This window comes from Massilia sp. UYP32 (genome assembly GCF_050434365.1).
GTDB classification, from domain to species: domain Bacteria; phylum Pseudomonadota; class Gammaproteobacteria; order Burkholderiales; family Burkholderiaceae_D; genus Telluria; species Telluria timonae.
In genome coordinates this window covers 18,290-40,164 of record NZ_JBNDIK010000004.1, presented here as the reverse complement: position 1 = coordinate 40,164, position 21,875 = coordinate 18,290, and the positions used below count along the sequence as shown (strand labels likewise).

The following is a 21,875-nucleotide window of genomic DNA, read 5'->3' as shown; positions in this document are numbered from 1 at the left end:
GTCGAGTTCTCAATGTTCATGGCTGCCCTCCGCCTTGCCCTGCTCCGCCTTGACCGCGAAGCTGTCGGCGCCCGCGTAAGCCTCGCCCGCACGCAGGCCGGCCGTGATTTCGACGAAGCGCCCATCCGAGCGGCCGGTGGCCACCGGCTGCGCGACAAAGCCTGCCTTGACCCGCTTGTAGACGACTTGCCGCCCGTCCGCCGTTTGGATTGCCTCACGCGCCACCGCCACCGGCACGTCGCTCGACCCGGTGACGATGTCGATGTTCACCGCCAGCCCCGGCCGCCAGGCCGCGCCCGGGTTGTCGAGCACCACCCGCGCCTTGGCCGAGCGCGATTCCTCGCCCACCAGCGAGCTGACGTAGGACACCTTGCCCGGCGCCGTCGTGTTGGAGGCAATCGAGCGAATGACGGCATCGGTGCCGACCCGGACGATCTCGAGGTCGCGCGCCGGCACCACCACGTCGGCCCATACGGTCGACAGGTCGGTGAGGGTGAACACGCGGGTGTCGGCGCCGACGACTTCACCCATCGTGATGTGTTTTTCGACGATCACGCCGTCGAACGGCGCCCGGATTCTGAGGAGGTTGGACGAGCCGGCGTCAACGGCGCCGAGCGCCTGCAGCTGCTGGCGCGCGCTCTGGACGGCGATCCGCGCTTCGCTGAGTTCCTGTTCGGCGCGCAGCAAGTCCTGGCGGGCCGAAATCTGTTCTTCCCACAGCATTTTTTCGGACGCATGGACCTTGCGCGCATAGTCCAGCCGGCGCTCGGCCGCCGCCAGCGCGCCGCGCTGGGCCGCGACCTCGGCGCTGGCGACGCTGGCCAGCACCTGGTCCTTGCGCACCTGCTGGCCGAGCGTGGCATTGACCTCGCTGACCACCCCGGCGGCGCGCGGCGTCACGTGGGCGGTGCGGTCTTCGTTGAGCGCGATCTGGCCCGGCATGCGGATGAAGGTGTCCAGGTGGACCGGGCCGGCGGTGGCGATCGTGATGCCGGCCACGCCGACCTGCTGGTCGGTGAAGCGGATCACGCCGTCGTCCGCGTGCCCTTCTTGACCGTGCTCGTCCGCGTGTTCCCGTTCCTCTTGATGACCGTGTTCCTCGACACCGGCTGGGGAGCGGTCGCGCACCAGCACGATGGCGGCGATCAGAATGGCGATCGCCAGCATGATGGCGATGACCTTGCTTTGCTGCTTGTTCATGGATTCTCCTGGACGGCTGCGTGTCCCAGCAGCCGTGCGATATCGGCCGCCGCGCGATGAGCGTCAAGCGCGGCGTTCAGGTATTGGTTCTTCGATTGCGCCAGCACGCGCTGGGCGTCCAGCACGTCGATCAGGCCGAACTTGCCGAGCTCGAAGCCGCGGTTGGCGGCGCGCTCGGCGTCTTCTGCGCCGGACAATATCTCGGTCGAGATCAGCGCGCATTCGGCCAGCGCCGCCGTGAGCCGCGCATGGGCCTGCGCCAGCTCGGCGCGCAGGCGCACGCCTTCGGCGTCCCGCTGGTCGCGCGCCTTGTCGACCCGGCGCAGCGCATCGAGCACGGCGCCGTCGTTGCGGTTGAACAGCGGCAGCGGTACCGACAGGCCGAGCACTGCGCGGTTGCGGGTGTCCGGCCCTTCGCGCTGGGCGCCGACGATCACGTTGACGTCGGGCGTGCGACGCGCGCGCTCGAGCCGGGCCAGCGCCTCGCGCTGGCCGACCTGGGCGCGCGCATGGCGCATCGCCGGCGATCGGTCGAGTTGCGCCAGCAGCTGGTCCAGCGGCGGCGCCGGGGGCAACGCGGCGGCCTGCGGCGCATGGATGCTCAACTGGCGCGCGTCGCCGCCCCACAGGGCGGCCAGGCGGATGCGCGCGCCTTCCAGGTCGCGCCCTGCCTGCAGCGCCTCGATCCGGGCGCTGCCCTGGGCCACGCGGGCGCGGGTCTCCTCGACCGGAGACAAGGTCCCGGCCTCGACCCGCTTGCCGGCGGCGGCCAGCGCGCGGCCGGCAAGCGCCACCAGTTCGCGGGCCATGCGCTCGCGCTCCTGCGCCGCGACGACGTCGTGGAAGGCGACGGCGGTATCGGCGCGGACCTTGTCCCGTTCCGCTTCCAGTGCGATGGCGGCAAGCGCGCCTTCCTGGCGCGCCGCCTCGACCCGCGCGGCGCGCTTGCCGCCCAGTTCGATGGGAATGTTCAGGGTGGCGGTCGTGGTGCGGCTATCACCGCCCTCGCCTTCGCGCAGCAGCTCGAGCTCGGGATTGGGCAGCGCCCCGGCCTGGGCCAGCGCGCCCTCTTGCGCCGCCACTTCGCTGCCGGCCGCGCGCAGGGTCGGATTGGCGCGCAGCGCCAGGTCGATGGCCGCTTCCAGGGTCAATGGCGCTGACCATGCCGCGGCCGAAGCGCTGGCAAACCCGCAGGCGAGCGCGAGCGCCGCCAGCAGCGGTGTCAAACGATGTTTCATGATGATGCTCCGAACGGGTGGATGTCCGGCGGGGCAAGCGATGCGCCGCGCGAGGCGACGCCGATGAGGTTCCCGCCGCCTTAGGCGCGGCGCGGCCGGTCTGGCGGAGGAATCAGGTCGGGAACGTGGGAGACGTAGCGCCGCAATTCGCCGCGCATGTGCGGGGCGCCCTTGGGCAAGGGGAGATTCGGTTGCGCGGACAGCACGGCGCTGGCCGACAGGTGGTGGCAGGCGTCGCAATCGTCGCAATGCTCGTCCCGGGTTCCATCATCCTGATCCTGGTTGCTCGATGGCGGATGCTTGTGGACGTGGTGCCCCGGATGCATGGTCTGTTCGTCATGACTGCAATACGGAGCGCCGGCGGCCCAGGCGGCCTGGAGTGGCATCATGAGCAGCAGGAGGATCAGGATCAGGCGTCGCATTGCGTCAGGGTGGTCGGGTAGCGCAGGGCCGGTCGGCCAATTTTTGCTACCAGCTATTAAATACCCTGTAGCCGCTACAGGGTCAAGCACATTCGTGCAGTTCGCTGCGATTCCCGCACATCGCATAAGGAATTCGGTCCGAAACTCACGCCGGTGCGTACACCTCTTGCAGCACCTCGATGAAGGCGCGCAGCGCCGCCGGCACATGGCGATGACCGGGATAGTACATCGCCAGCTCGGACGAGGGCTGGCACCAGTCCTGCAGCAAGGGCACCAGGCGACCTTCCTGCAAATGATCGCGCACGGTCGTGTCCGGCACATAGGCGATCCCTCGTCCCGCCAGCGCGGCTTCGGCCATCAGCCCGACCTGGTTCAGGATCAAGGCGCCCGGCACGTCCAGCGCGAAGGCCTGGCCATGGCGCGCGAATTCCCAGCGATAGATCTTCCCGCTCTGCATGCGCATGCGGATGCACTGGTGCTGCCGCAGATCGTCGGGCGTCTGCGGCGTGCCGCGCGCCGCCAGGTAAGCGGGCGATGCGACCGGCATGAAACGCACCGGCGCGCCGAATGGCGCGACATGCATGTCGTGCTTCGTCGGCCGCCTTGCGAAAGCTGCGGCGATGGACGATGGCCACGAAGGCGTGCAGGCTGTCGAGGTCGGGCTGGGGCATTGATGGCGATCCTTCACTAATGCATACGGGATTGGAGTCGTCAGCAATGCGGCCTATGGCCTGTTCGGTGCGGCCGAAGAGCTGACCGACGCGCAGGTGGAGCGCCAGCTCGACACCAATCTGCTCGGATCGATCGGGCTGATCCGCGCCGCCCTGCCCCATCTGCGCAAGCAAGGCGGCGGCCGGGTGATCCAGGTTTCGTCGGAAGGCGGCCAGATGGCTTATCCGAACTTCAGCGTCTATCACGCGACCAAGTGGGGGATCGAAGGGTTCGTGGAATCTGTGGCGCAGGAAGTCGCGCCGTTCGGGATCGAATTCATCCTGGCCGAACCGGGGCCGACGCCGACCAATTTCGCGGCCGGTCTCGACGCCGCGCCGGCGATGGACGAGTATGCCGATACGCCGTCGGGTGGGGTGCGGCGCGCGCTGGCGGACGGCAGTTTCAAGCTCACGGGCGACCCGGTGCGGATGGTGGAGATCATGATCGACTCGGCTGATCAGGCGCCGGCGCCGCGCAGAATTACCTTGGGGTCGACTGCGTACGAGTCGATTCATGCGGCGCTGACCGATCGTCTGGCGCGGCTGACGGCGCAGAAGGAGCTGGCCGTGAGTGCAAATCTGGACACATGACGATGCGGTATCCTATGCGATGGCCCGCTGACGCATGCACGCCTGGCCAGTCACTCTTCGACGGACGGGACCAATCGCAGCTGTTGAATACGGCCTGTCTTCTTGTCCGTCACGAATATCAGCAAGTATCCCTTGCCGTATTCGCTCTCGACATTGGACGGGCCAACGAAATAGGCGAGGTTTTCGTCATAATCGGCATACCCCGTCGATTGCCCCAGCAGTGCCCTGACTTGGTCTGCGCTGAGTTCTTTCACCGGGTGCTGGCGCAGGAAGGAAGCCAGCATCCGGCCACGCCCCAGCCGATCCGCGGCGGCCCATGCCTTCGGCGTGAACTCATCATTGCCGAAGGCCCGGCTTTGTTCTTCCACAGACCTTTGCGTGCAACCTTGCAGGAAAAGGATGGTCAGCACGAGGACGGCTGGGGTTCGCATCGTCACTTCACCTGCAGGGTCTTGAGTTGGCCAGTTTTCAACGCTGCCATACAGCGCCGGCTGAGCGCCTCGTTCGTTTGCTTCGACGCACCAATGTTCAAGCCGATGCTGTTGTTATGCAAATCCATCGCACGTTCCTTCGGCGGGTTCCTTAGGGACGATTCATGCGCCGTCGTGTAAAGGCGCGCTTTGGTAATTCCGATATCGCGTGCCAGTTGTGCAGACCACAAGCAATGGCGAAAAGCGTCCGAATGGTCGTTATGGCCGCTGATCGAAAACAGCCGCCTGGCCTCACTCTGTGCAAATTCGCGCGCCCTCATGATGACAGGCACGTGATGCGGATGCGATCGCAAGTAAGCTCGCTCTTGCTCCGTGAGCTGATTGAACAACGCAAGGGCTGACTGTATCGGCATGGTTTCTCCGGAAGCAGAAAAAATCAGGTTCCATTATTCTCGGGTCCGCATGTTGCAGATTGGGCGTGCGCAATACTGAACGCTGAATGAAAAAACCGCCAGGCTCACGCACTGGCGGTTTTTTCATCGAGCGGCGAACCGCTCACTCGCTTGCAGCTTTATTACTGCGCCGCGCCTTCAACCGGATCAGCCGCCTTCATCGACAGCTTCAGACGACCGCGCTCGTCGGTCTCCAGGACCTTCACGCGCACTTGCTGGCCTTCCTTCAGGTAGTCGGCAACGGCGTTGACACGCTCGTTGGCGATCTGCGAGATGTGCAGCAGGCCGTCTTTACCAGGCATGACTTGCACGATCGCGCCGAAGTCCAGCAGCTTGAGCACGGTGCCGTCGTAGGTCTTGCCCACTTCGACCGATGCGGTCAGTTCTTCGATGCGGCGCTTGGCTTCCTGGCCGGCGGCGGCGTCGACCGACGCGATGGTCACGATGCCTTCGTCGGTGATGTCGATCTGGGTGCCGGTTTCTTCGGTCAGCGCGCGGATCACGGCGCCGCCCTTGCCGATCACGTCACGGATCTTTTCCGGGTTGATGCGGATGGTGATCAGGCGCGGCGCGAAGTCCGACAGCTCGGTCTTCACGGTCGGCATGGCCTTCTGCATCTCGGCCAGGATGTGCTGGCGGCCGTCTTTTGCCTGGGCCAGCGCCACCTGCATGATTTCCTTGGTGATGCCCTGGATCTTGATGTCCATCTGCAGCGCGGTGATGCCCTGCGCGGTGCCGGCCACCTTGAAGTCCATGTCGCCCAGGTGGTCTTCGTCACCCAGGATGTCGGTCAGGACCGCGAACTTGCCGCCTTCCTTGATCAGGCCCATGGCGATGCCGGCCACGTGCGCTTTCATCGGCACGCCGGCGTCCATCAGCGCCAGGCAGCCGCCGCAGACCGACGCCATCGACGACGAACCGTTCGATTCGGTGATTTCCGACACCAGGCGCACCGAGTAGCTGAAGTCTTCTGGGTTGGGCAGTGCGGCGACCAGCGCGCGCTTGGCCAGGCGGCCGTGGCCGACTTCGCGGCGCTTCGGGGTGCCCACGCGACCGGTTTCGCCGGTGGCGAACGGAGGCATGTTGTAGTGCATCATGAAGTCGTCGGTGTACTCGCCCATCAGCGCGTCGATCTTCTGGCTGTCGCGGGCGGTGCCGAGGGTGGCGACCACCAGTGCCTGGGTTTCGCCACGGGTGAACAGGGCCGAGCCGTGGGTGCGCGGCAGGACGCTCGAGCGGATCGAGATCGGACGCACGGTGCGGGTGTCGCGGCCGTCGATGCGTGGCTCGCCGTCCAGGATCTGCGAACGCACGACCTTGGCTTCCATGTCGAACAGGATGTTGCCGACGTCGCCAGCATCGGCGGCGATGCCTTGCGCCGACAGCTCGGCCATCACTTCCGACGACAGCGACTTCAGCTTCTGCTGGCGGGCCGACTTTTCGCGGGTCTGGTAGGCGTCACGGATCTTGGCGCCGGCCAGTTCGCCGACGCGGGCGATCAGTTCTTCGTTCTTTGGCGCCGGCGCCCATTCGACTTCCGGCTTGCCGCCTTCGGCGACCAGGTCGTGGATCGCGTCGATCACGGCCTTCATTTGCTCGTGGCCGAACACGACCGCGCCGAGCATGACTTCTTCGGACAGTTGCTGGGCTTCCGATTCCACCATCAGGACGGCGGTTTCGGTGCCTGCCACGACCAGGTCCATCTGCGAGGTCTTCAGCTCGGTGGTGGTCGGGTTCAGGATGTACTGGCCGTTCGCGTAGCCGACGCGCGCGGCGCCGATCGGACCGGCGAACGGGATGCCGGCGATGCACAGGGCGGCCGAGGCGCCGATCATCGATGGGATGTCCGGATCGATTTCAGGGTTGACCGACAGCACGTGGATGATGACCTGGACTTCGTTCAGGTAGCCTTCCGGGAACAGCGGGCGGATCGGACGGTCGATCAGGCGCGAGGTCAGCGTTTCTTTTTCGGAAGGACGGCCTTCACGCTTGAAGAAACCGCCAGGGATCTTACCCGCAGCGTACGTTTTCTCCATGTAGTCGACGGTCAGCGGGAAGAAATCCTGGCCCGGCTTGGCGTCTTTTTTGGCAACGACGGTTGCCAGGATGACGGTATCCTCGACCGACACGACGACGGCGCCGCTGGCCTGGCGCGCGATTTCACCCGTCTCCAGGGTGACCGTGTGTTGACCGTACTGGAAGGTTTTCGTAACTTTATTAAACATTGGGTAATCCCTTTCATTTTACCGACAGATTTTCAGGAGCTGTCGTTCACCTCTCACCACGGGCCATCAAGAAATGGCCTTGTAACAAACAACAAGACAGCAAAAACGAAAAATGCCCGCGTCAGACAACTGGCGCAGGCATTTTTGACTAAACCGTCTGAAGCAAGAACTTGCGATTACTTACGCAGGCCCAGCTTGGCGATCAGGTCGCGATAACGATTCAGGTCCTTGTTCTTCAGGTAAGCCAGCAGGCTCTTACGGCGGTTGACCATCATGATCAGGCCACGACGCGAGTGGTGATCCTTCTGGTGTGCCTTGAAGTGGCCGTTCAGTTCGTTGATGCGTGCGGTCAGCAGTGCGACCTGGACTTCCGGCGAACCGGTATCGTTCTGGCCACGTGCATTGTCCGCGATGATCGCGGCTTTGTTGATGTTTTCAACCGACATGATGTTACCTTTCACATGCGGTGCAAGAGTCGGAACCCCAGGCACCGTGATTTATCAAATAGCTGTCCGGATTGGACAGACCCGCCAGTATAGTGCAAAACGGCGGCTCGAACCAGTGTTTGCTATCCTTCTTCCGCAGTTGGACAGGCCGTCGCCCAGCTGGCAAGCTCGACACAGGTGACAATCATGAACAAGATGAATACATTTACAACACTGACCGCCATCCTGCTGCTGGCCGGCTGCGCCATGCGCACGGCGCCGACTCCCGGCGACCCGCTGGATGTCGTCCAGTCCAAGATGGGCACCCCCACCGCGGTGTATACCGACGGCGCGGCGCGCACCCTCGAATACGCCACCGGCCCGATGGGCCAGTACACCTGGATGGCGCACCTGGGCCCGGATGGCCGCCTGACCTCGTATGAACAAGTCCTGACGAGCGAGAAGTTCGCCACTGTCAGGATCGACCAGGCGACCAAGGATGACATGCTGCGTACTTTCGGCCATCCGGCCGAGGTTTCGCGCGTCGCCATGCGCGACTACGAGGTGTGGTCGTATCGCTACAAGGAAGCCGGCGTGTGGAACTCGTTGATGCACGTCCACTTCGACGGGCAAGGCGTGGTGCGCCAGATGATGAATGCGTCGGATCCCATGTACAACCCACAGGATCGCGGCATCTGGTGAACACGATGATCAAATTAACTCCACTCATCGCCGCACTGCTGCTGACGGCATGCGCCATGCGCACGCCGCCAAACCCGGGCGACACGCAGGACGTGGTCCAGGCCAAGCTGGGGATGCCAACCGCGGTGTATGCCGATGGCGCGTCCCGTACTCTCGAGTACGCCACCGGCCCCATGGGCCAGTTCACCTGGATGGCGCACCTCGGCCCGGATGGGCGCCTGCTCTCCTACGAGCAGGTGCTCACGAGCGAAAAATTTGCCACGATTAAAATTGATCGAGCGACCAAGGACCAGGTGCTGCGCACCATCGGCCGCCCCGCCGAGCGATCGCAGGTCGCCATGAAGAATTATGAAGTCTGGTCCTATCGCTACAAGGAAGCCGGCGTCTGGAATTCGCTCATGCACGTCCACTTCGACGGGCAAGGCGTCGTGCGCCAGATGATGAATGCGCCCGATCCGATGTACGAACCGCGCGACCGCTTCGGTTTTTAGGCCTTACCTTGCCGGCGCGGCACGGCGGCCACCGTCGCTGCGCACGAAATCCTCGACCGCGTCCAGGCTCGGCGCCAGACGCCGCAGCGTGGCCGAGAGCGTGGCGACCAGGGTGGCGTGGTTGACGTTGTCGTAGTACTCCTCGCGCACGGGCACGCCGGCGTTGCGCATCCTGGCCGCGAGCACGCCGGTATTGCGTTCCGGGTTCACCCTCGTGTCGTTGCGGGCGGCGATCAGCAGCGCCGGGGGCGCCCCGGCCGTGACGTGGGCGACCGGCTGCGAGTCGGCCGGCGTATCGGGATAGTGGAACACCGGACGCGTGGTCTCATTCTCGACGGGCAAGAAGTTATACGGACCCGCCATGCCGATCCAGCCGCGCAGGATGCCCGGGCTGCCCCCCTGTTCGCGCAGCCAGCGTGGATCGAGCGCCAGCATCGCCGCGTTATAGGCGCCCGCGCTATGCCCCATGACGAACAGGCGTTTCGGATCGCCGCCATAGGCCGCGATCCGGCGTTCGGTCCAGACGACGGCGCGCGCGCCATCATGCAAAAAGTCGGGATAGCTGGCCTGCGGATACAGGCGATAATCGGGAATCACCACCACGAATCCGCGCTGGGCCAGCGAACGGCCAACGAACGCATAATCGTCGCGCTCTCCACTGACCCAATTGCCGCCGTAGAAGAAGACGATCACCGGCGCCTTGCCTGCGCCAGACGCGGGCCGGTAGATGGACAGCACGTGGCGCGGGTCGGGGCCGAAGGCGGCCGTCGCGACCGAACGCGCCGTCCCGCCGGGCGACACCACATTGACCAGGGTGAGCGGCGAACAGGCGCTCAGGGCGCCGGCCAGGACCAGGACGGCCAGCGCCAGCGCCGCGCCAGCGAGCGTCTTCGTCGAAAGAAAACGGCCGCTATGCACCGGCATGTCAGCGACGGATATCGTCCGGCTCGTCGTCGAGCGGGATGATGCTGACCGGCTTGCCCTTCGCCTTGCGCCAGACATACACGGCATAGCCCGAGAGGCCATACACCACGAAAATCGGCCACAGCACCTTGGGCGGATCGATCGCCAGCAGCGCCAGCACCAGCGCGATCAGGAACACCGCGATGAACGGCACCGACTTCCTGAAGTTGATGTCCTTGAAGCTGTAGAACGGCACGTTGGACACCATGGTCAGGCCGGCGAACACGGCGATACACCACGACACCCAATCCACCTTGCGCGCGCTGACGCTGATGTCGGGGTCGATCATCATCATGATGAAGCCGATCACCAGCGCCGCGGCGGCCGGGCTCGGCAAGCCCTGGAAGAAGCGCTTGTCCACCACCTGGATATTGGTGTTGAAGCGCGCCAGGCGCAACGCCGCGCAGGCGCAGTAGATGAAGGCCGCGATCCAGCCCAGCTTGCCCAGGCCGCGCAGCGACCATTCATAGATTACCAGCGCCGGCGCGGCGCCGAACGAGACCATGTCGGCCAGGCTGTCGAACTGCGCGCCGAACTCGGACTGGGTATTGGTCAGGCGCGCGATGCGCCCGTCCAGGCCGTCGAGGATCATGGCGATGAACACGGCCCAGCAGGCATGCTCGAAACGCTGGTTCATCGCCATGACGATGGCATAGAAGCCGCAGAACAGGGCCGCGGTGGTGAAGGCGTTGGGCAGGAGATAAATGCCGCGGCCACGTTCGCCGACCTGGCGGTCTTCCGCGCGGCGGCCGAAACGCTTTTTCAGGCGGGAGAATCGTGGACCCTTTGGCGTTGTCCCTGGTGTTCTTCTTCGTGGAAAGGTTGGCATAAGGAATCGTATTCAAGGTAGTCGCCGAGCGACAGTTCCCCCACATTATAGAGGTGGGGACACGTGTTAGCGAAACACTACGCTAACCCGACTGGCGATTGCCTGGCGCTTACTTGAACTCAGCCGTCCTTTACTTGAACTTGACCTTGCCCACGACGCGCATCTGCAGTGTGGTTTCGCCCGGTTCGAAGCTCGGTTCGGACATCTCGTCGGCCATCTCGCGCTTAGCGCTGCGCATCATCATGGCCTGCGGCGCGGCGGCATCGCCCGCGTAGTTGCCCGAGCCTTCGAAGTCGACCGTGTCGAGCACGGCGTCGGTCGGCTGGCGGCCCATGGCCTTGGCGATCGAGACGATGCGCTCGTTCAGGTTGCGGTAGGTCGCAGCGATGCGCTGGTCGTCCAGGCGCTTCTCGAGCTCGGGGCTCAAACCGAAGTTGACGCCATTGATCTGCAGCACCTTCTGGGCGGCGGCGGCGGTCTTCGGCAGCGCGGCCAGGTTGGTGGTCTTCACTTCCAGGTACTGGCCGACGCGCCAGGCGATCGGCACCGGCTTGACCGGTTGCTGCGTGGTGCGGCCGACCGGCTGCGGCGGCACTTCCGGATAGACCGGGTAGGTGTAGTAGCCCTGGGTCTTGAGTTCGGCATTCGGATCGGCGCGGCGCACGATCTCGGTGCCCTCCTTCATCTTGCGGTTGACGCGATCGGCGGCGGCGTTCTTGTCCTTGTCATGCTCTTCGACGGCGAAGACGACGGTGGCCTGGTCGTTGGCGTGCTTGACTTCGCCAAAGGCGGGGACCACGACCATGGTGCCGCTGGTAGCCGGCGACGGCAGGTTTTGCGCGTGGGCGGCGCTGAAGGCGAGGACCAGGGCGGCGACGACGAGGGATTTAGAAACGGCCATTTATTGTTCTCCTATAAGTTGCGACAGATGTCTGACAGCACTTATACGATACCAATCGCCAGGATTCCATCGTGATTTTGTAATGGACAGTTGCAAATAAGTAGGTTTGGGGAAGGATTTGTAACAGCCGCAGCCAAAATAAAAGCGGGGTCAGGTCTGACATTCAGACACGACCCCAGCCATGGAAACGCTTAAAGTCGAGACCGTGTCCGAATGTCAGACCTGACCCTCGCTTTACTCCAGGAACATCAGTTCTTCGACTGATCCACCAGCTTGTTCTTGGCGATCCACGGCATCATGCCGCGCAGCTTGGCGCCGACTTCTTCGATCTGGTGCTCCGCGGTCAGGCGGCGGCGCGAGATCAGGGTCGGGGCGCCGGCCTTGTTTTCCAGGATGAAGCTCTTGGCGTATTCGCCGGTCTGGATGTCCTTCAGGCACTGGCGCATGGCGTTCTTGGTATCTTCGGTCACGATGCGCGGGCCGGTCACGTACTCGCCATATTCCGCGTTGTTCGAGATCGAGTAGTTCATGTTGGCGATGCCGCCTTCGTAGATCAGGTCGACGATCAGCTTCAGCTCGTGCAGGCACTCGAAATACGCCATTTCGGGCGCGTAGCCGGCTTCGGTCAGGGTTTCGAAGCCAGCCTTGATCAGCTCGACGGCGCCGCCGCACAGCACGGCCTGCTCGCCGAACAGGTCGGTCTCGGTCTCTTCGCGGAAGTTGGTCTCGATGATGCCGGCACGGCCGCCGCCGTTGGCCATGGCGTACGACAACGCGATGTCGCGCGCCGCGCCCGATTTGTCCTGGTAGACGGCGACCAGGTGCGGCACGCCGCCACCTTGCGTATAGGTGCCGCGCACGGTGTGGCCCGGGGCCTTCGGCGCGACCATGATCACGTCGAGGTCGGCGCGCGGCACCACTTGGCCGTAGTGCACGTTGAAACCGTGGGCGAAGGCCAGCACGGCGCCCTGCTTGGCGTTCGGCGCGACGTTCTTGTTGTAGACCTCGGCGATGTTTTCGTCCGGCAGCAGGATCATGATGACGTCGGCGGCCTTGACTGCCTCGTCGACCTCGGCGACCTTCAGGCCGGCCTGCTCGACCTTGTTCCACGATGCGCCGCCGCGGCGCAGGCCGACGGTGACGTTGACGCCGGACTCACTCAGGTTCTGGGCGTGGGCGTGGCCTTGCGAGCCGTAGCCGATGATGGCGACGTTCTTGCCTTTGATGAGGGAGAGGTCGCAGTCTTTGTCGTAGAAAACTTTCATTTGGGTATCCTGTATATAAGTAATGTAGTGGTGTTCGGGCGTAACGCGTCGGCGGCCGAGCCGCCAACCCTACGTCGTTTATTCAGCGTTTTTCTTGTCAGACTTTGAGGATGCGTTCGCCGCGTCCGATGCCCGAGCCGCCGGTACGGACCGTCTCGAGGATGGAAGCCCGGTCGATCGAGTCGATGAAGGCGTCCAGCTTCGACTTGGCGCCGGTGAGCTCGATCGTGTAGGTCTTTTCGGTGACGTCGATGATGCGGCCGCGGAAGATGTCGGCGGTGCGCTTCATTTCTTCGCGCTCCTTGCCGACCGCGCGCACCTTGATCAGCATGAGCTCGCGCTCGATGTGCTGGCCTTCGGTCAGGTCGACCACCTTCACCACCTCGATCAGGCGGTTCAGGTGCTTGGTGATCTGCTCGATGATGTCGTCCGAACCCGAAGTGACGATCGTCATGCGCGACAGGGTCGCGTCTTCGGTCGGGGCCACGGTCAGCGTTTCGATGTTGTAGCCGCGCGCCGAGAACAGGCCGACCACGCGCGACAGCGCGCCGGCTTCGTTCTCCAGGAGGACTGAGATAATGTGTCGCATCACAGGTCCTCCGAGCCGAGCAGCATTTCGTTCAGGCCACGGCCCGCCTTGACCATCGGCCAGACGTTCTCGCTCTGGTCGGTGATGAAGTTCATGAAGACCAGGCGGTCCTTCATGGCGAACGCTTCGCGCAGCGAACCCTCGACGTCGCCCGGCTTTTCGATGCGCATGCCGACGTGGCCATAGGCCTCGGCCAGCTTCTCGAAATCGGGCAGCGAATCCATGTACGACTCGGAATAGCGCGAACCGTAGTCGATCTGCTGCCACTGGCGCACCATGCCCAGGAAGCGGTTGTTGAGCAGGATGATCTTCGGCGTCAGGTGGTATTGCTTGCAGGTGGCGAGCTCCTGGATGCACATCTGGATCGAACCCTCGCCGGTGACGCAGGCCACCGTCGCATCCGGATTGGCCATCTGCACGCCCATCGCATACGGCAAGCCGACGCCCATCGTGCCCAGGCCGCCGGAGTTGATCCAGCGCCGCGGCTTGTCGAACTGATAGTACTGCGCGGCCCACATCTGGTGCTGGCCCACGTCCGAGGTGATGAAGGCGTCGCCATCCGTCACGCGGTGCAGCTGCTCGATCACCGCCTGCGGCTTGATGACCGTATCGGAGGTCGGATACTTGAGGCAGTCGCGGCCGCGCCATTCGGCGATCTGTTTCCACCAGCCCTGCAAGGCATTGGTATTGGTCTGGACATTGCCGGCGTCGAGCTGCGACAGCAGTTCGACCAGCACGTCCTTGACGTTGCCGACGATCGGGATGTCGACCCGCACCCGCTTCGAGATCGACGAAGGATCGATGTCGATGTGGATGATCTTGCGCGGATTCGAGGCGAAATGCTTCGGATTGCCGATCACGCGGTCGTCGAAGCGGGAACCGATGGCGATCAGGACGTCGCAGTGCTGCATCGCCATGTTCGCTTCATAGGTGCCGTGCATGCCCGGCATGCCGACGAAATGCGGATCGGACGAACGCGATCCGCCCAGGCCCATCAGCGTGTTCGTGATCGGGAAGCCGGTTTTCTCGACCAGGCGGTTCAGCTCGTCCGAGGCATTGGCCAGGATCACGCCGCCGCCCGCATAGATCATCGGGCGCTCGGCGTTCTGCAGCAGCTGGACCGCCTTGCGGATCTGGCCGGCATGGCCCTTGTCGACCGGACGGTACGAGCGCATCTCGATCTCGCGCGGGTACTCGTACAGGCATTTGTTGACCGTGATGTCCTTCGGAATATCGACCAGCACGGGTCCGGGACGTCCGGTGCGGGCGATGAAGAAGGCTTTCTTGATGGTCGAGGCCAGCTCGCGCACGTCCTTGACCAGGAAGTTGTGCTTGACCACCGGACGCGTGATGCCGACGGTATCGCATTCCTGGAAGGCATCCTGGCCGATCGCGTGGCTGGGCACCTGGCCCGAGATCACGACCATCGGAATCGAATCCATATACGCGGTGGACAGGCCGGTGACGGCATTGGTGACGCCGGGGCCGGAGGTGACCAGGGCGACGCCCACGGTGTTCGAGCTGCGCGAATAGGCGTCGGCGGCGTGCACCGCGGCCTGTTCGTGGCGAACGAGGACGTGCTGGAATTTATCCTGGTTGAAGATGGCGTCGTAGATATAGAGGACCGCGCCGCCCGGGTAACCGAAGACGTGCTTGACGCCCTCTTCTGCCAGACAACGGACCACTATCTCAGCGCCCGTGATCGGGACTGCTGAATCGTTACTCATGTACATTCCTTTCAAAACCCAATGGGAGATTGATCGGATGCCCGTTCCTAACGATATGCGTCTTTGCGCGACAACCCTCAGGCTTGACTACTTTCTGCGTGCACGTCGATGTTTCGGACACCGTAGGGTCCTTACGCACCGGCGCTGGGCGCAACTCGTTGAGCGTGAGTGTTTGTAGCGGTCTTACGCATCTCTCGCGCTTGTGGCGCGGGTCGGAGCAAACTGCCTACAAATGAAAGCGTGTCACAACCGGACTGGGCCTTGTGTGCCGACTCCGGATGACGTAAAAGCCTTGGGGATGCAAAGCGTGAGAGACACCTTACCGCGCCGCACCATTTTGGTCAAGAAGGAAAGATAAAAATCGCTGCATTCCCAAAAGTGGTGCAACAAATTCGGCGAAATCCAAATAATGTGCGCCGTTTTTGCGTGGCGGGTGTGTATCGTAGGGTGGAGGGCGACGCCGCCCACGCATTCAGCGCTGCATGCCCCAGCGCCGCACTGTCACGCGTTCCAATGCCTGGAACACGAAGTGCTCGATCGCCAGCCCGATGAGGATCACGGTCGCCAGCCCCGCGAACACCTTGTCGGTGAACAGCTCATTACGGCTCTGGAAGATATACCACCCCAGCCCGCCCTGCCCCGAGGTGCTGCCGAACACCAGCTCGGCGGCGATCAGGGTGCGCCAGGCGAACGCCCAGCCGATTTTCAGGCCCGACAGGATGGCCGGCAGCGCGGCCGGGATCAGGATCTGCAGCACCATGCGCAAGCCGCCCAGGCCATAGTTGCGGCCGGCCATGCGCAGGGTTTCGGGCACGGCCCGGAAACCCGCGCTGGCATTCAGGGTCAGCGGCCACACCACCGAGTGCACCAGCACCATCAGCAGGCTGCCCTTGCCGAGCCCGAACCACAGCAGCGCCAGCGGCAGCAGCGCGATGGCCGGCAGCGGATTGAACATCGAGGTCAGGGTATCGATCAGCGCGCGGCCGAAGCGGTTCGACACCGCCAGCCAGGTCAGCAGGAATGACCCGGCCACGCCCAGCAGGAAGCCCTGGCTCAGGATCGCCAGCGACACCGACACATAGCCGACCAGCTCGCCCGACAGCATGCCGTCCACGAAGGCGCGACCGGTCTGCAGCGCGCCCGGCAGCAGCAGGTCGTTGTCGAACCAGCGCGCGAGCAGTTCCCACACGACGGCCAGCGCCAGCAGGATGGCGGGTTTTCTCAACCAGCCGAAGCGGTCCAGCGCGAAGGAGACGGAGGGCGCCGCGCCGGGCGCCGGCACGGCAAGGGCCGGCTTGAGCGGCAACACGTATTCGGGACGGATCGGCGGTTCGCGCAAGGTCGTCATCAATGCGCCTCCGCCATGCGATCTGCATCCCGGCGCCCATCCGGCGCTGCATCGCCATCGAACAGCAGGGCATGGATGCGCTGGGTGGCGGCCTGGAATTCCGGGCTGCCGGCGCTTTGCAGGCTGAACTGGTGGCTATTGAGCTCGGCCCGCACCCGGCCCGGATGGGGCGACAGCAGCAGGATGCGGTTGCCCACCACCAGCGCCTCCTCGATCGAGTGGGTCACGAACAGCATGGTGAAGCCGATTTCATCCCACAGCGCCTGCAGCTCTTCCTGCATGCTGCGCCGGGTCAGCGCATCGAGCGCGGCGAACGGCTCGTCCATCAGCAGCACCGCCGGCTGCATCGCCAGCGCGCGGGCAATGGCCACCCGCGCCTTCATGCCGCCCGACAGCGTGTGCGGATAGGCGTCGGCAAAGCGCGCCAGCCCGACCTTGCCCAGCCAGTGACGGGCACGCCGGTCGGCCTCGCCACGCGATACGCCGCCCGCCAGCAGCGGGAACATCACGTTCTGCCGCACCGTCTTCCAGGGCGGCAGCTGGTCGAATTCCTGGAACACGACGATGCGGTCCGGCCCCGGCCCCGTGATCGGCTTGCCGGACAAGCCGAGGCTGCCGGCGCGCGGCGCGATGAAGCCGCCGATCGCTTTCAACAAGGTCGACTTGCCGCAGCCGGACGGCCCCAGCAGCACGAAGCGGTCGCCGCGGTGGACGTCGAAGCTGACGTCGTCCGTGGCGCGCACGATGCCGCGTTCGCTGGCGTACTCGAGCGTGACGTGCTCGGCGCGCAGCAGCGGTTCCTGGGGAACGAGGTTCAGCGGTATGACGGGGGTAATCATGTCAGCTCCCGTTGGCGATGACCGGATGCTCGAAGAAGTAATCCTTCCACGAAGCCGGCTTGTTCCTGATGGCGCCGACCTGGTGCAGGAACTGCGCCAGGCCCAGCGTATTCTGCGGCGCCACGCGGAACTGTGTCTTCGGGTCCTTGATCACCTTCAGCAGCAGCGCCCGGTCGATATTGCCCTTGTTGACGCGCAGGTAGGCATCGGCCGCGCCTTCTGGATTGGTCGCAATGTACCGGGACGCCTCGGCCAGCGCATCGAGGAAGGCGCGATACGTTTTTGGATTTTCCTTCACATATTTTTCGGTGGCATACAGCACCGTGCTTGACGCCGGCCCACCCAGCACCTGGTAGGAATCGAGCACGATCTTCGCGTTCGGGTTACCGGCAAGTTCTTGCTCCTGGAATGGCGGCCCGCCGAAGTGGGCGTTCAGTTCGGTCTTGCCGGCGATCAGGGCCGCGGCGGCGTCCGGGTGCGGCACGGTCTGGGTGATCGGGTCGAGTTTCTTGGATTGGGCATTGCCCCACTGCTTGGCGGCGGCCATCTGCAGGATGCGGGCCTGCACCGACACCGTCACCGCCGGCAAGGCGATGCGGTCTTTCGGGCCGAAGTCGGCAATCGTCTTGACCGCCGGATTGGTGCTGACCAGGTAATAGGGGAAGCTGCCCAGCGAGGCCACGCCGCGCACGTTCTGGCGGCCCTTGGTGCGGTCCCAGATCGTCATCAGGGGGCCGACGCCGGCCCCGGCGATATCGATCGAGCCCGACAGCAGCGCATCGTTGATCACGGCGCCGCCGGACAGCTTGACCCAGTCGACGTCGACGTCGACGCCCTGCTTCTTGCCATGCTTTTCGATGAGTTTCTGGTCTTGCGCCACGTTCAGCAGCAGGTAGACCACGCCGAACTGCTCGGCGATGCGGATCTTGCCCTCGGCCTGGGCGAATGATGGTAGCGCCAGGGCCAGCGCCGCGCCGACGGCAAGGAACTTCTTGTGGAGTGTCATGGGTTTCCCGGATTGAGTCAGAACGGAACGTCGCCTTCGATGGTCGTGCGGTACAGCTTGCGGCGCAGGTGGTCGGGACAGCCGGCCGCCAGGTGCATCAGCGAGCGGTTGTCCCAGAACACCATGTCGTGAGGCCGCCACTGATGGCGATAGACATGTTGCGGGCGCGTGCCATGGTCGAACAGCGCGTCGAGCAGTGCGCGGCTGCGCCGCTCGGGCACGCCCAGGATGCGGGTGGTGAAGTGCTCGCTGACGAACAGGGCCTTGCGGCCGGTCTCGGGATGGGTGCGCACCACCGGGTGATTGACCGGCTTGACCTCGTCGATCTGGGCCTGGGTGAGCTGCGGGCGGAACGGGTTTTTCTGGCGCAGCGCTTCATACTTGGCCAGATACCAGTGCTCGGCCTGCAAGCCTTCGACTTCGCGCTTCAGGTCGTCGGGCAAGGCTTCCCAGGCCGTGTGCTGGTTGGCGAACAGGGTGTCGCCGCCTTCGGCCGGCAGCTCTTGCGCATGCAGCATCGAGCCCAGGCTCGGCGTTTCCTTGTACGACAGGTCGGAATGCCAGAAGTGGCCGGCATCGCCCAGGCCGATCGGCTGGCCGTTCTCGCGGATGTTCGAGACGATCAGCACTTCGGGGTGGCCCGTCAGCTGGAAATTGCGCAGCACGTGGATCTGCAACTGGCCGAAGCGGCGGCTGAACGCCACCTGCTGGGCCGGCGTGATGTGCTGGTCGCGGAATACCAGCACGTGGTGGTCGAGGTGGGCGCGGTGCAGGCGGCTGAAATCTTCCGCGCCGAGCGGACGCGACAGGTCGAGGCCGACGACTTCGGCGCCCAGCGGAGCGCCGATGATGGGGTGGACAGCAAATGCTTGACGAGGAATATCGAGCGGCATGATGGCGGAGGCGGGATGATCGTGTTGACAGCCTAACCACGCTTCCATAGGCGAACAACGAATGATTTCGCGTATCTTCATGCAGTTTTTGAACGTTATGTAAATAGCATTGCCGCCTCCCGGCCCTGCGCGTTTACGGTGCAGGCGAGGACGTTTTTTGCTAGGATGCGAAAGTTTTCCCTAAAGCACGAGCAAGACGAGCGCTTCCTTGAACCCGCATGGCCACAGATAAAGAACTCAACGACTTCCTTGCGAATGTCGAACGGCGTGCGTTCAAGCAGGCGGTGTATGCGGTGCGCAAGGACGAGTCGGCGCTGGACATCGTCCAGGACGCCATGATCAAGCTGGCCGAAAAGTATGGCGACAAGCCGGCCGCCGAATTGCCGATGCTGTTCCAGCGCATCCTGCAGACGACCATCCTCGATTACTTCCGCCGCGAAAAAGTGCGCAACACCTGGGTCAGCCTGTTTTCGGGCTTCAGCCGCGGAGAGGGAGGTGACGATGACGACTTTGATATACTTGCCTCATACGAGGCCGAAGAAGGATCGGCCGCCGCAGAGTCGAGTGCGGACCAGATTGAGCGTGAACAAACCTTGCGCTTGATCGAAGAAGAAGTACAAAAGCTCCCAACGCGTCAACGGGAAGCCTTCCTCATGCGTTACTGGCAGGATATGGACGTGGCCGAAACGGCCGAAGCGATGGGATGCTCCGAAGGCAGCGTCAAGACACATTGCTCCCGTGCCACCCACGCCCTCGCCGCAGCGCTCAAGGCCAAGGGAATCACATTATGAATACCGACGACATCAACCTGGCGTACAAAATCCGCCATGCACTGAACGAACAGCTCGACACCTTGCCGGCCTCGACGACCGACCGGCTCGCCGCCGCGCGCGCCGCCGCGCTCGCGCGCAAGAAGGCGGACGCGCCGGTCGAGTATTTCAAGCCAGCCCCTTCCGGCTGGCGCGAGATGCTGGCCGGCTTCGGCAATCTCGTGACGGGTCCGGCCATGTCGCGCCTGGCGGTCGCCGTGCCGATCCTGGCGCTGGTGATCGGCATGGGCGGCGTCTACCAGCACGAACAGCAACAGCAGATCGCCGAGCTGGCCGACATCGACGCGGCCGTGTTGTCCGATGAACTGCCGCTCAATGCGTATCTCGACCCGGGCTTCAGCGCTTACCTGGAGTCGCAGCAGCGCCGGCAATGACGAAGAACGACGCTTCACAGTCTCGCGCATCGAAGCCCGGCGCCGCGAAATCACGGTTCCCCGTCCTGAAAACGGTGGCCGGGGTCCTGGTGGCGGGTGCAATCGCCTGGGTCATCGTCGACCGTTTCGACACCCCGTCCGTCCTGCCGTCGGTGGCCGATGCCGTCGATGGCGAACGCGCGTCGCCCAAAAGCTTCGACAAGCCCCTGTGGAACGAACTGAGCAGCGCCCAGCAAGTGGCGCTGGCGCCGCTGGAACCCGAGTGGAACCAGATGGAAGGACCGCGCAAGCGCAAGTGGATCCAGATGTCGGCCCGCTTCGCCTCGATGCCCGCGTCCGAGCAGCAGCGCGTGCACGAACGCATGCGCCAGTGGATGAAGCTCACCCCCGCGCAGCGCGAACTCGCGCGCGAGAACTACAGCCGCACCAGCCGCCTGGCCCAGGGCGGCGACAAGGCGGCCGACTGGGAAAACTACAAGCAGCTGTCGGCCGAACAGAAACGCCAGCTGGCGAACAGCCCGGCGGCGACGCGCCACAAGAGCATCCCGGTGGCGCTGCCTGAAGCGCCGATGCTGGTCACGCCGACGCCCTGCCCGCCGAACACCACCCGCCGCGGCGCCGAATGCATCCTGATCGGCACGGACACCGTGGTGCCGACCGCGACCGCCAGCGTGCCGCCGCCAGCGCAGCCCGGCGGCGCCGGCCCCGGCCCTGCTCCCGTTGTGACGCCGGGTCCGGTGGCCAGCTCCCCTGGCGCCGATGGCGGCGCGATCGCCGCGCCTGGCGGCCAGCAGGCACCCGCGCAGGCCGCCAATGCAAGCAACTGAGCCGGCCGCCACCAGTCCGGTGCACGCGCCGCCCCAGCCGGCGCCGACCATCAAGCGCCGCGTGACGGTGATGGTCTATGAATTCTTCCTGCTGTTCGCCGTCGAGATGCTGGCAGTGCTGGTCTACCTCCTCCTCACCGGCAACCGCCAGGAGCCGCTGTTCCAGCATGGGCTGAAGCTCTGGCTGTTCCTGGTGACGGGCCTGTACTTCACCTGGTGCTGGCGCGACAGCGGCCACACGCTGGCCATGAAGACCTGGCGCATCAAGGTGGTCCAGGCCGGGCACGCGCGCCTGCCATGGCGCACCGCCATCGCGCGCTACCTGCTGGCCTGGGGCTGGTTCGCGCCGGCGCTGCTCGTGTGCGCCGCGTTCGGCCTGCACGCCAGGGGCGAGATCGCCATCGCGCTGGCGCTCGGCATCGTCCTGTGGGCGCTCACCGCCCTCCTCGACAAGGACCGCCAGTTCCTGCACGACCGCCTGGCCGGCACCCGCCTGGTCCAGCTCCCCAAGATCAAGCGCTGACCGGGCGCGAGCTTGCTGCGCGGCATTCGAACGCGGCGACATCCTGAATCGCGGAATAATCGGCCTTTTCACTG

The 21,875-nt window shown here is 64.5% G+C and carries 25 protein-coding genes; 7 read left to right on the top strand and 18 right to left on the bottom strand.

Annotation, left to right across the window (positions count from 1 at the left end; genetic code table 11):
• Window positions 1–9: 9 nt before the first annotated feature.
• The 4 genes from ABIB42_RS04190 to ABIB42_RS04175 form a co-directional block, all read right to left on the bottom strand.
• Window positions 10–1,200 (bottom strand): efflux RND transporter periplasmic adaptor subunit, encoded by a 1,191-nt coding sequence (locus ABIB42_RS04190; protein WP_429247933.1) that lies wholly within the window; start codon window positions 1,198–1,200, stop codon window positions 10–12.
• Window positions 1,197–2,438 carry a TolC family protein gene (locus tag ABIB42_RS04185; RefSeq protein WP_429247932.1) on the bottom strand — a complete coding sequence of 414 codons (1,242 nt, stop codon included), beginning with the start codon at window positions 2,436–2,438 and terminating at the stop codon, window positions 1,197–1,199. The genes ABIB42_RS04190 and ABIB42_RS04185 overlap by 4 nt, the downstream gene beginning before the upstream one ends.
• An 80-nt stretch (window positions 2,439–2,518) precedes the next feature.
• Window positions 2,519–2,860 carry a DUF2946 family protein gene (locus ABIB42_RS04180; protein ID WP_005666373.1) on the bottom strand — a complete coding sequence of 114 codons (342 nt, stop codon included), beginning with the start codon at window positions 2,858–2,860 and terminating at the stop codon, window positions 2,519–2,521.
• Window positions 2,861–3,005: 145 nt separating this feature from the next.
• The gene (locus tag ABIB42_RS04175; RefSeq protein ID WP_005666372.1) at window positions 3,006–3,443 is read right to left on the bottom strand and encodes a LysR substrate-binding domain-containing protein; all 438 of its coding nucleotides are present in this window, start codon (window positions 3,441–3,443) and stop codon (window positions 3,006–3,008) included.
• A 118-nt stretch (window positions 3,444–3,561) separates the two neighbouring features.
• Between ABIB42_RS04175 and ABIB42_RS04170 the strand changes: the two genes are divergently transcribed.
• Window positions 3,562–4,161 (top strand): SDR family oxidoreductase, encoded by a 600-nt coding sequence (locus ABIB42_RS04170; RefSeq protein WP_081589895.1) that lies wholly within the window; start codon window positions 3,562–3,564, stop codon window positions 4,159–4,161.
• A 50-nt stretch (window positions 4,162–4,211) separates the two neighbouring features.
• Here ABIB42_RS04170 and ABIB42_RS04165 read toward each other — a convergent pair whose 3' ends face one another.
• From ABIB42_RS04165 to rpsO, 4 genes are all read right to left on the bottom strand, one after another.
• Entirely contained in the window at window positions 4,212–4,592 is a 381-nt protein-coding gene (locus tag ABIB42_RS04165; protein ID WP_005666368.1) for a hypothetical protein, read from the bottom strand.
• 2 nt (window positions 4,593–4,594) lie between these two features.
• A complete protein-coding gene (locus ABIB42_RS04160; RefSeq protein WP_005666367.1) occupies window positions 4,595–5,005 on the bottom strand; it encodes a DUF6973 domain-containing protein in 411 nt (136 codons plus the stop codon).
• A gap of 161 nt (window positions 5,006–5,166) precedes the next feature.
• A complete protein-coding gene (pnp, locus tag ABIB42_RS04155) occupies window positions 5,167–7,269 on the bottom strand; it encodes a polyribonucleotide nucleotidyltransferase (protein ID WP_005666366.1) in 2,103 nt (700 codons plus the stop codon).
• Between the two features lie 176 nt (window positions 7,270–7,445).
• Entirely contained in the window at window positions 7,446–7,715 is a 270-nt protein-coding gene (rpsO, locus tag ABIB42_RS04150; RefSeq protein ID WP_005666365.1) for a 30S ribosomal protein S15, read from the bottom strand.
• Between the two features lie 186 nt (window positions 7,716–7,901).
• On the opposite strand from rpsO, the gene ABIB42_RS04145 reads away from it, so the two are divergent.
• Both ABIB42_RS04145 and bamE read left to right on the top strand, forming a co-directional pair.
• A complete protein-coding gene (locus ABIB42_RS04145) occupies window positions 7,902–8,396 on the top strand; it encodes a hypothetical protein (protein WP_005666363.1) in 495 nt (164 codons plus the stop codon).
• 5 nt (window positions 8,397–8,401) lie between these two features.
• On the top strand, window positions 8,402–8,887 hold the full coding sequence (gene bamE / locus ABIB42_RS04140) for an outer membrane protein assembly factor BamE domain-containing protein (protein WP_005666362.1): 486 nt from the start codon (window positions 8,402–8,404) through the stop codon (window positions 8,885–8,887).
• Window positions 8,888–8,890: 3 nt separating this feature from the next.
• Here the strand turns inward: bamE and ABIB42_RS04135 are convergent, their stop codons facing one another.
• From ABIB42_RS04135 to ABIB42_RS04090, 10 genes are all read right to left on the bottom strand, one after another.
• On the bottom strand, window positions 8,891–9,811 hold the full coding sequence (locus ABIB42_RS04135; RefSeq protein WP_429247931.1) for an alpha/beta hydrolase: 921 nt from the start codon (window positions 9,809–9,811) through the stop codon (window positions 8,891–8,893).
• A gap of 1 nt (window position 9,812) precedes the next feature.
• On the bottom strand, window positions 9,813–10,679 hold the full coding sequence (pssA, locus tag ABIB42_RS04130) for a CDP-diacylglycerol--serine O-phosphatidyltransferase (RefSeq protein ID WP_005666359.1): 867 nt from the start codon (window positions 10,677–10,679) through the stop codon (window positions 9,813–9,815).
• Window positions 10,680–10,809: 130 nt separating this feature from the next.
• Window positions 10,810–11,580, bottom strand: a complete 771-nt coding sequence (locus ABIB42_RS04125; RefSeq protein WP_005666357.1) for an SIMPL domain-containing protein — start codon at window positions 11,578–11,580, stop codon at window positions 10,810–10,812.
• Between the two features lie 248 nt (window positions 11,581–11,828).
• Window positions 11,829–12,845, bottom strand: a complete 1,017-nt coding sequence (gene ilvC, locus ABIB42_RS04120) for a ketol-acid reductoisomerase (protein WP_005666356.1) — start codon at window positions 12,843–12,845, stop codon at window positions 11,829–11,831.
• A gap of 97 nt (window positions 12,846–12,942) precedes the next feature.
• On the bottom strand, window positions 12,943–13,434 hold the full coding sequence (gene ilvN / locus ABIB42_RS04115) for an acetolactate synthase small subunit (protein WP_005666354.1): 492 nt from the start codon (window positions 13,432–13,434) through the stop codon (window positions 12,943–12,945).
• Window positions 13,434–15,161, bottom strand: a complete 1,728-nt coding sequence (locus ABIB42_RS04110; RefSeq protein ID WP_005666352.1) for an acetolactate synthase 3 catalytic subunit — start codon at window positions 15,159–15,161, stop codon at window positions 13,434–13,436. Before ABIB42_RS04110 ends, ilvN begins: the two co-directional genes overlap by 1 nt.
• A 472-nt stretch (window positions 15,162–15,633) precedes the next feature.
• Window positions 15,634–16,509 (bottom strand): ABC transporter permease, encoded by an 876-nt coding sequence (locus ABIB42_RS04105; RefSeq protein ID WP_005666350.1) that lies wholly within the window; start codon window positions 16,507–16,509, stop codon window positions 15,634–15,636.
• Window positions 16,509–17,348 (bottom strand): ABC transporter ATP-binding protein, encoded by an 840-nt coding sequence (locus ABIB42_RS04100; protein WP_184239426.1) that lies wholly within the window; start codon window positions 17,346–17,348, stop codon window positions 16,509–16,511. Before ABIB42_RS04100 ends, ABIB42_RS04105 begins: the two co-directional genes overlap by 1 nt.
• Window position 17,349: 1 nt before the next feature.
• Window positions 17,350–18,354: an ABC transporter substrate-binding protein gene (locus ABIB42_RS04095; RefSeq protein ID WP_184239428.1), complete on the bottom strand. Its 1,005-nt coding sequence runs from the start codon at window positions 18,352–18,354 to the stop codon at window positions 17,350–17,352.
• Window positions 18,355–18,371: 17 nt separating this feature from the next.
• Window positions 18,372–19,247, bottom strand: coding sequence for a TauD/TfdA dioxygenase family protein (locus tag ABIB42_RS04090; RefSeq protein WP_071361982.1), 876 nt, complete (start codon window positions 19,245–19,247; stop codon window positions 18,372–18,374).
• Window positions 19,248–19,465: 218 nt separating this feature from the next.
• Here ABIB42_RS04090 and ABIB42_RS04085 point away from each other — a divergent pair, with 218 nt between their 5' ends.
• From ABIB42_RS04085 to ABIB42_RS04070, 4 genes are read left to right on the top strand one after another with little or no spacing between them, the layout of a single operon-like run.
• Complete coding sequence (locus ABIB42_RS04085; protein ID WP_005666345.1) at window positions 19,466–20,038, top strand: RNA polymerase sigma factor; 573 nt, start codon at window positions 19,466–19,468, stop codon at window positions 20,036–20,038.
• The gene (locus ABIB42_RS04080) at window positions 20,035–20,451 is read left to right on the top strand and encodes a DUF3619 family protein (protein ID WP_005666344.1); all 417 of its coding nucleotides are present in this window, start codon (window positions 20,035–20,037) and stop codon (window positions 20,449–20,451) included. Before ABIB42_RS04085 ends, ABIB42_RS04080 begins: the two co-directional genes overlap by 4 nt.
• Window positions 20,448–21,278: a DUF3106 domain-containing protein gene (locus ABIB42_RS04075; protein ID WP_429247930.1), complete on the top strand. Its 831-nt coding sequence runs from the start codon at window positions 20,448–20,450 to the stop codon at window positions 21,276–21,278. Before ABIB42_RS04080 ends, ABIB42_RS04075 begins: the two co-directional genes overlap by 4 nt.
• Window positions 21,265–21,801, top strand: a complete 537-nt coding sequence (locus ABIB42_RS04070) for an RDD family protein (RefSeq protein WP_005666341.1) — start codon at window positions 21,265–21,267, stop codon at window positions 21,799–21,801. The genes ABIB42_RS04075 and ABIB42_RS04070 overlap by 14 nt, the downstream gene beginning before the upstream one ends.
• Window positions 21,802–21,875 lie beyond the last annotated feature (74 nt).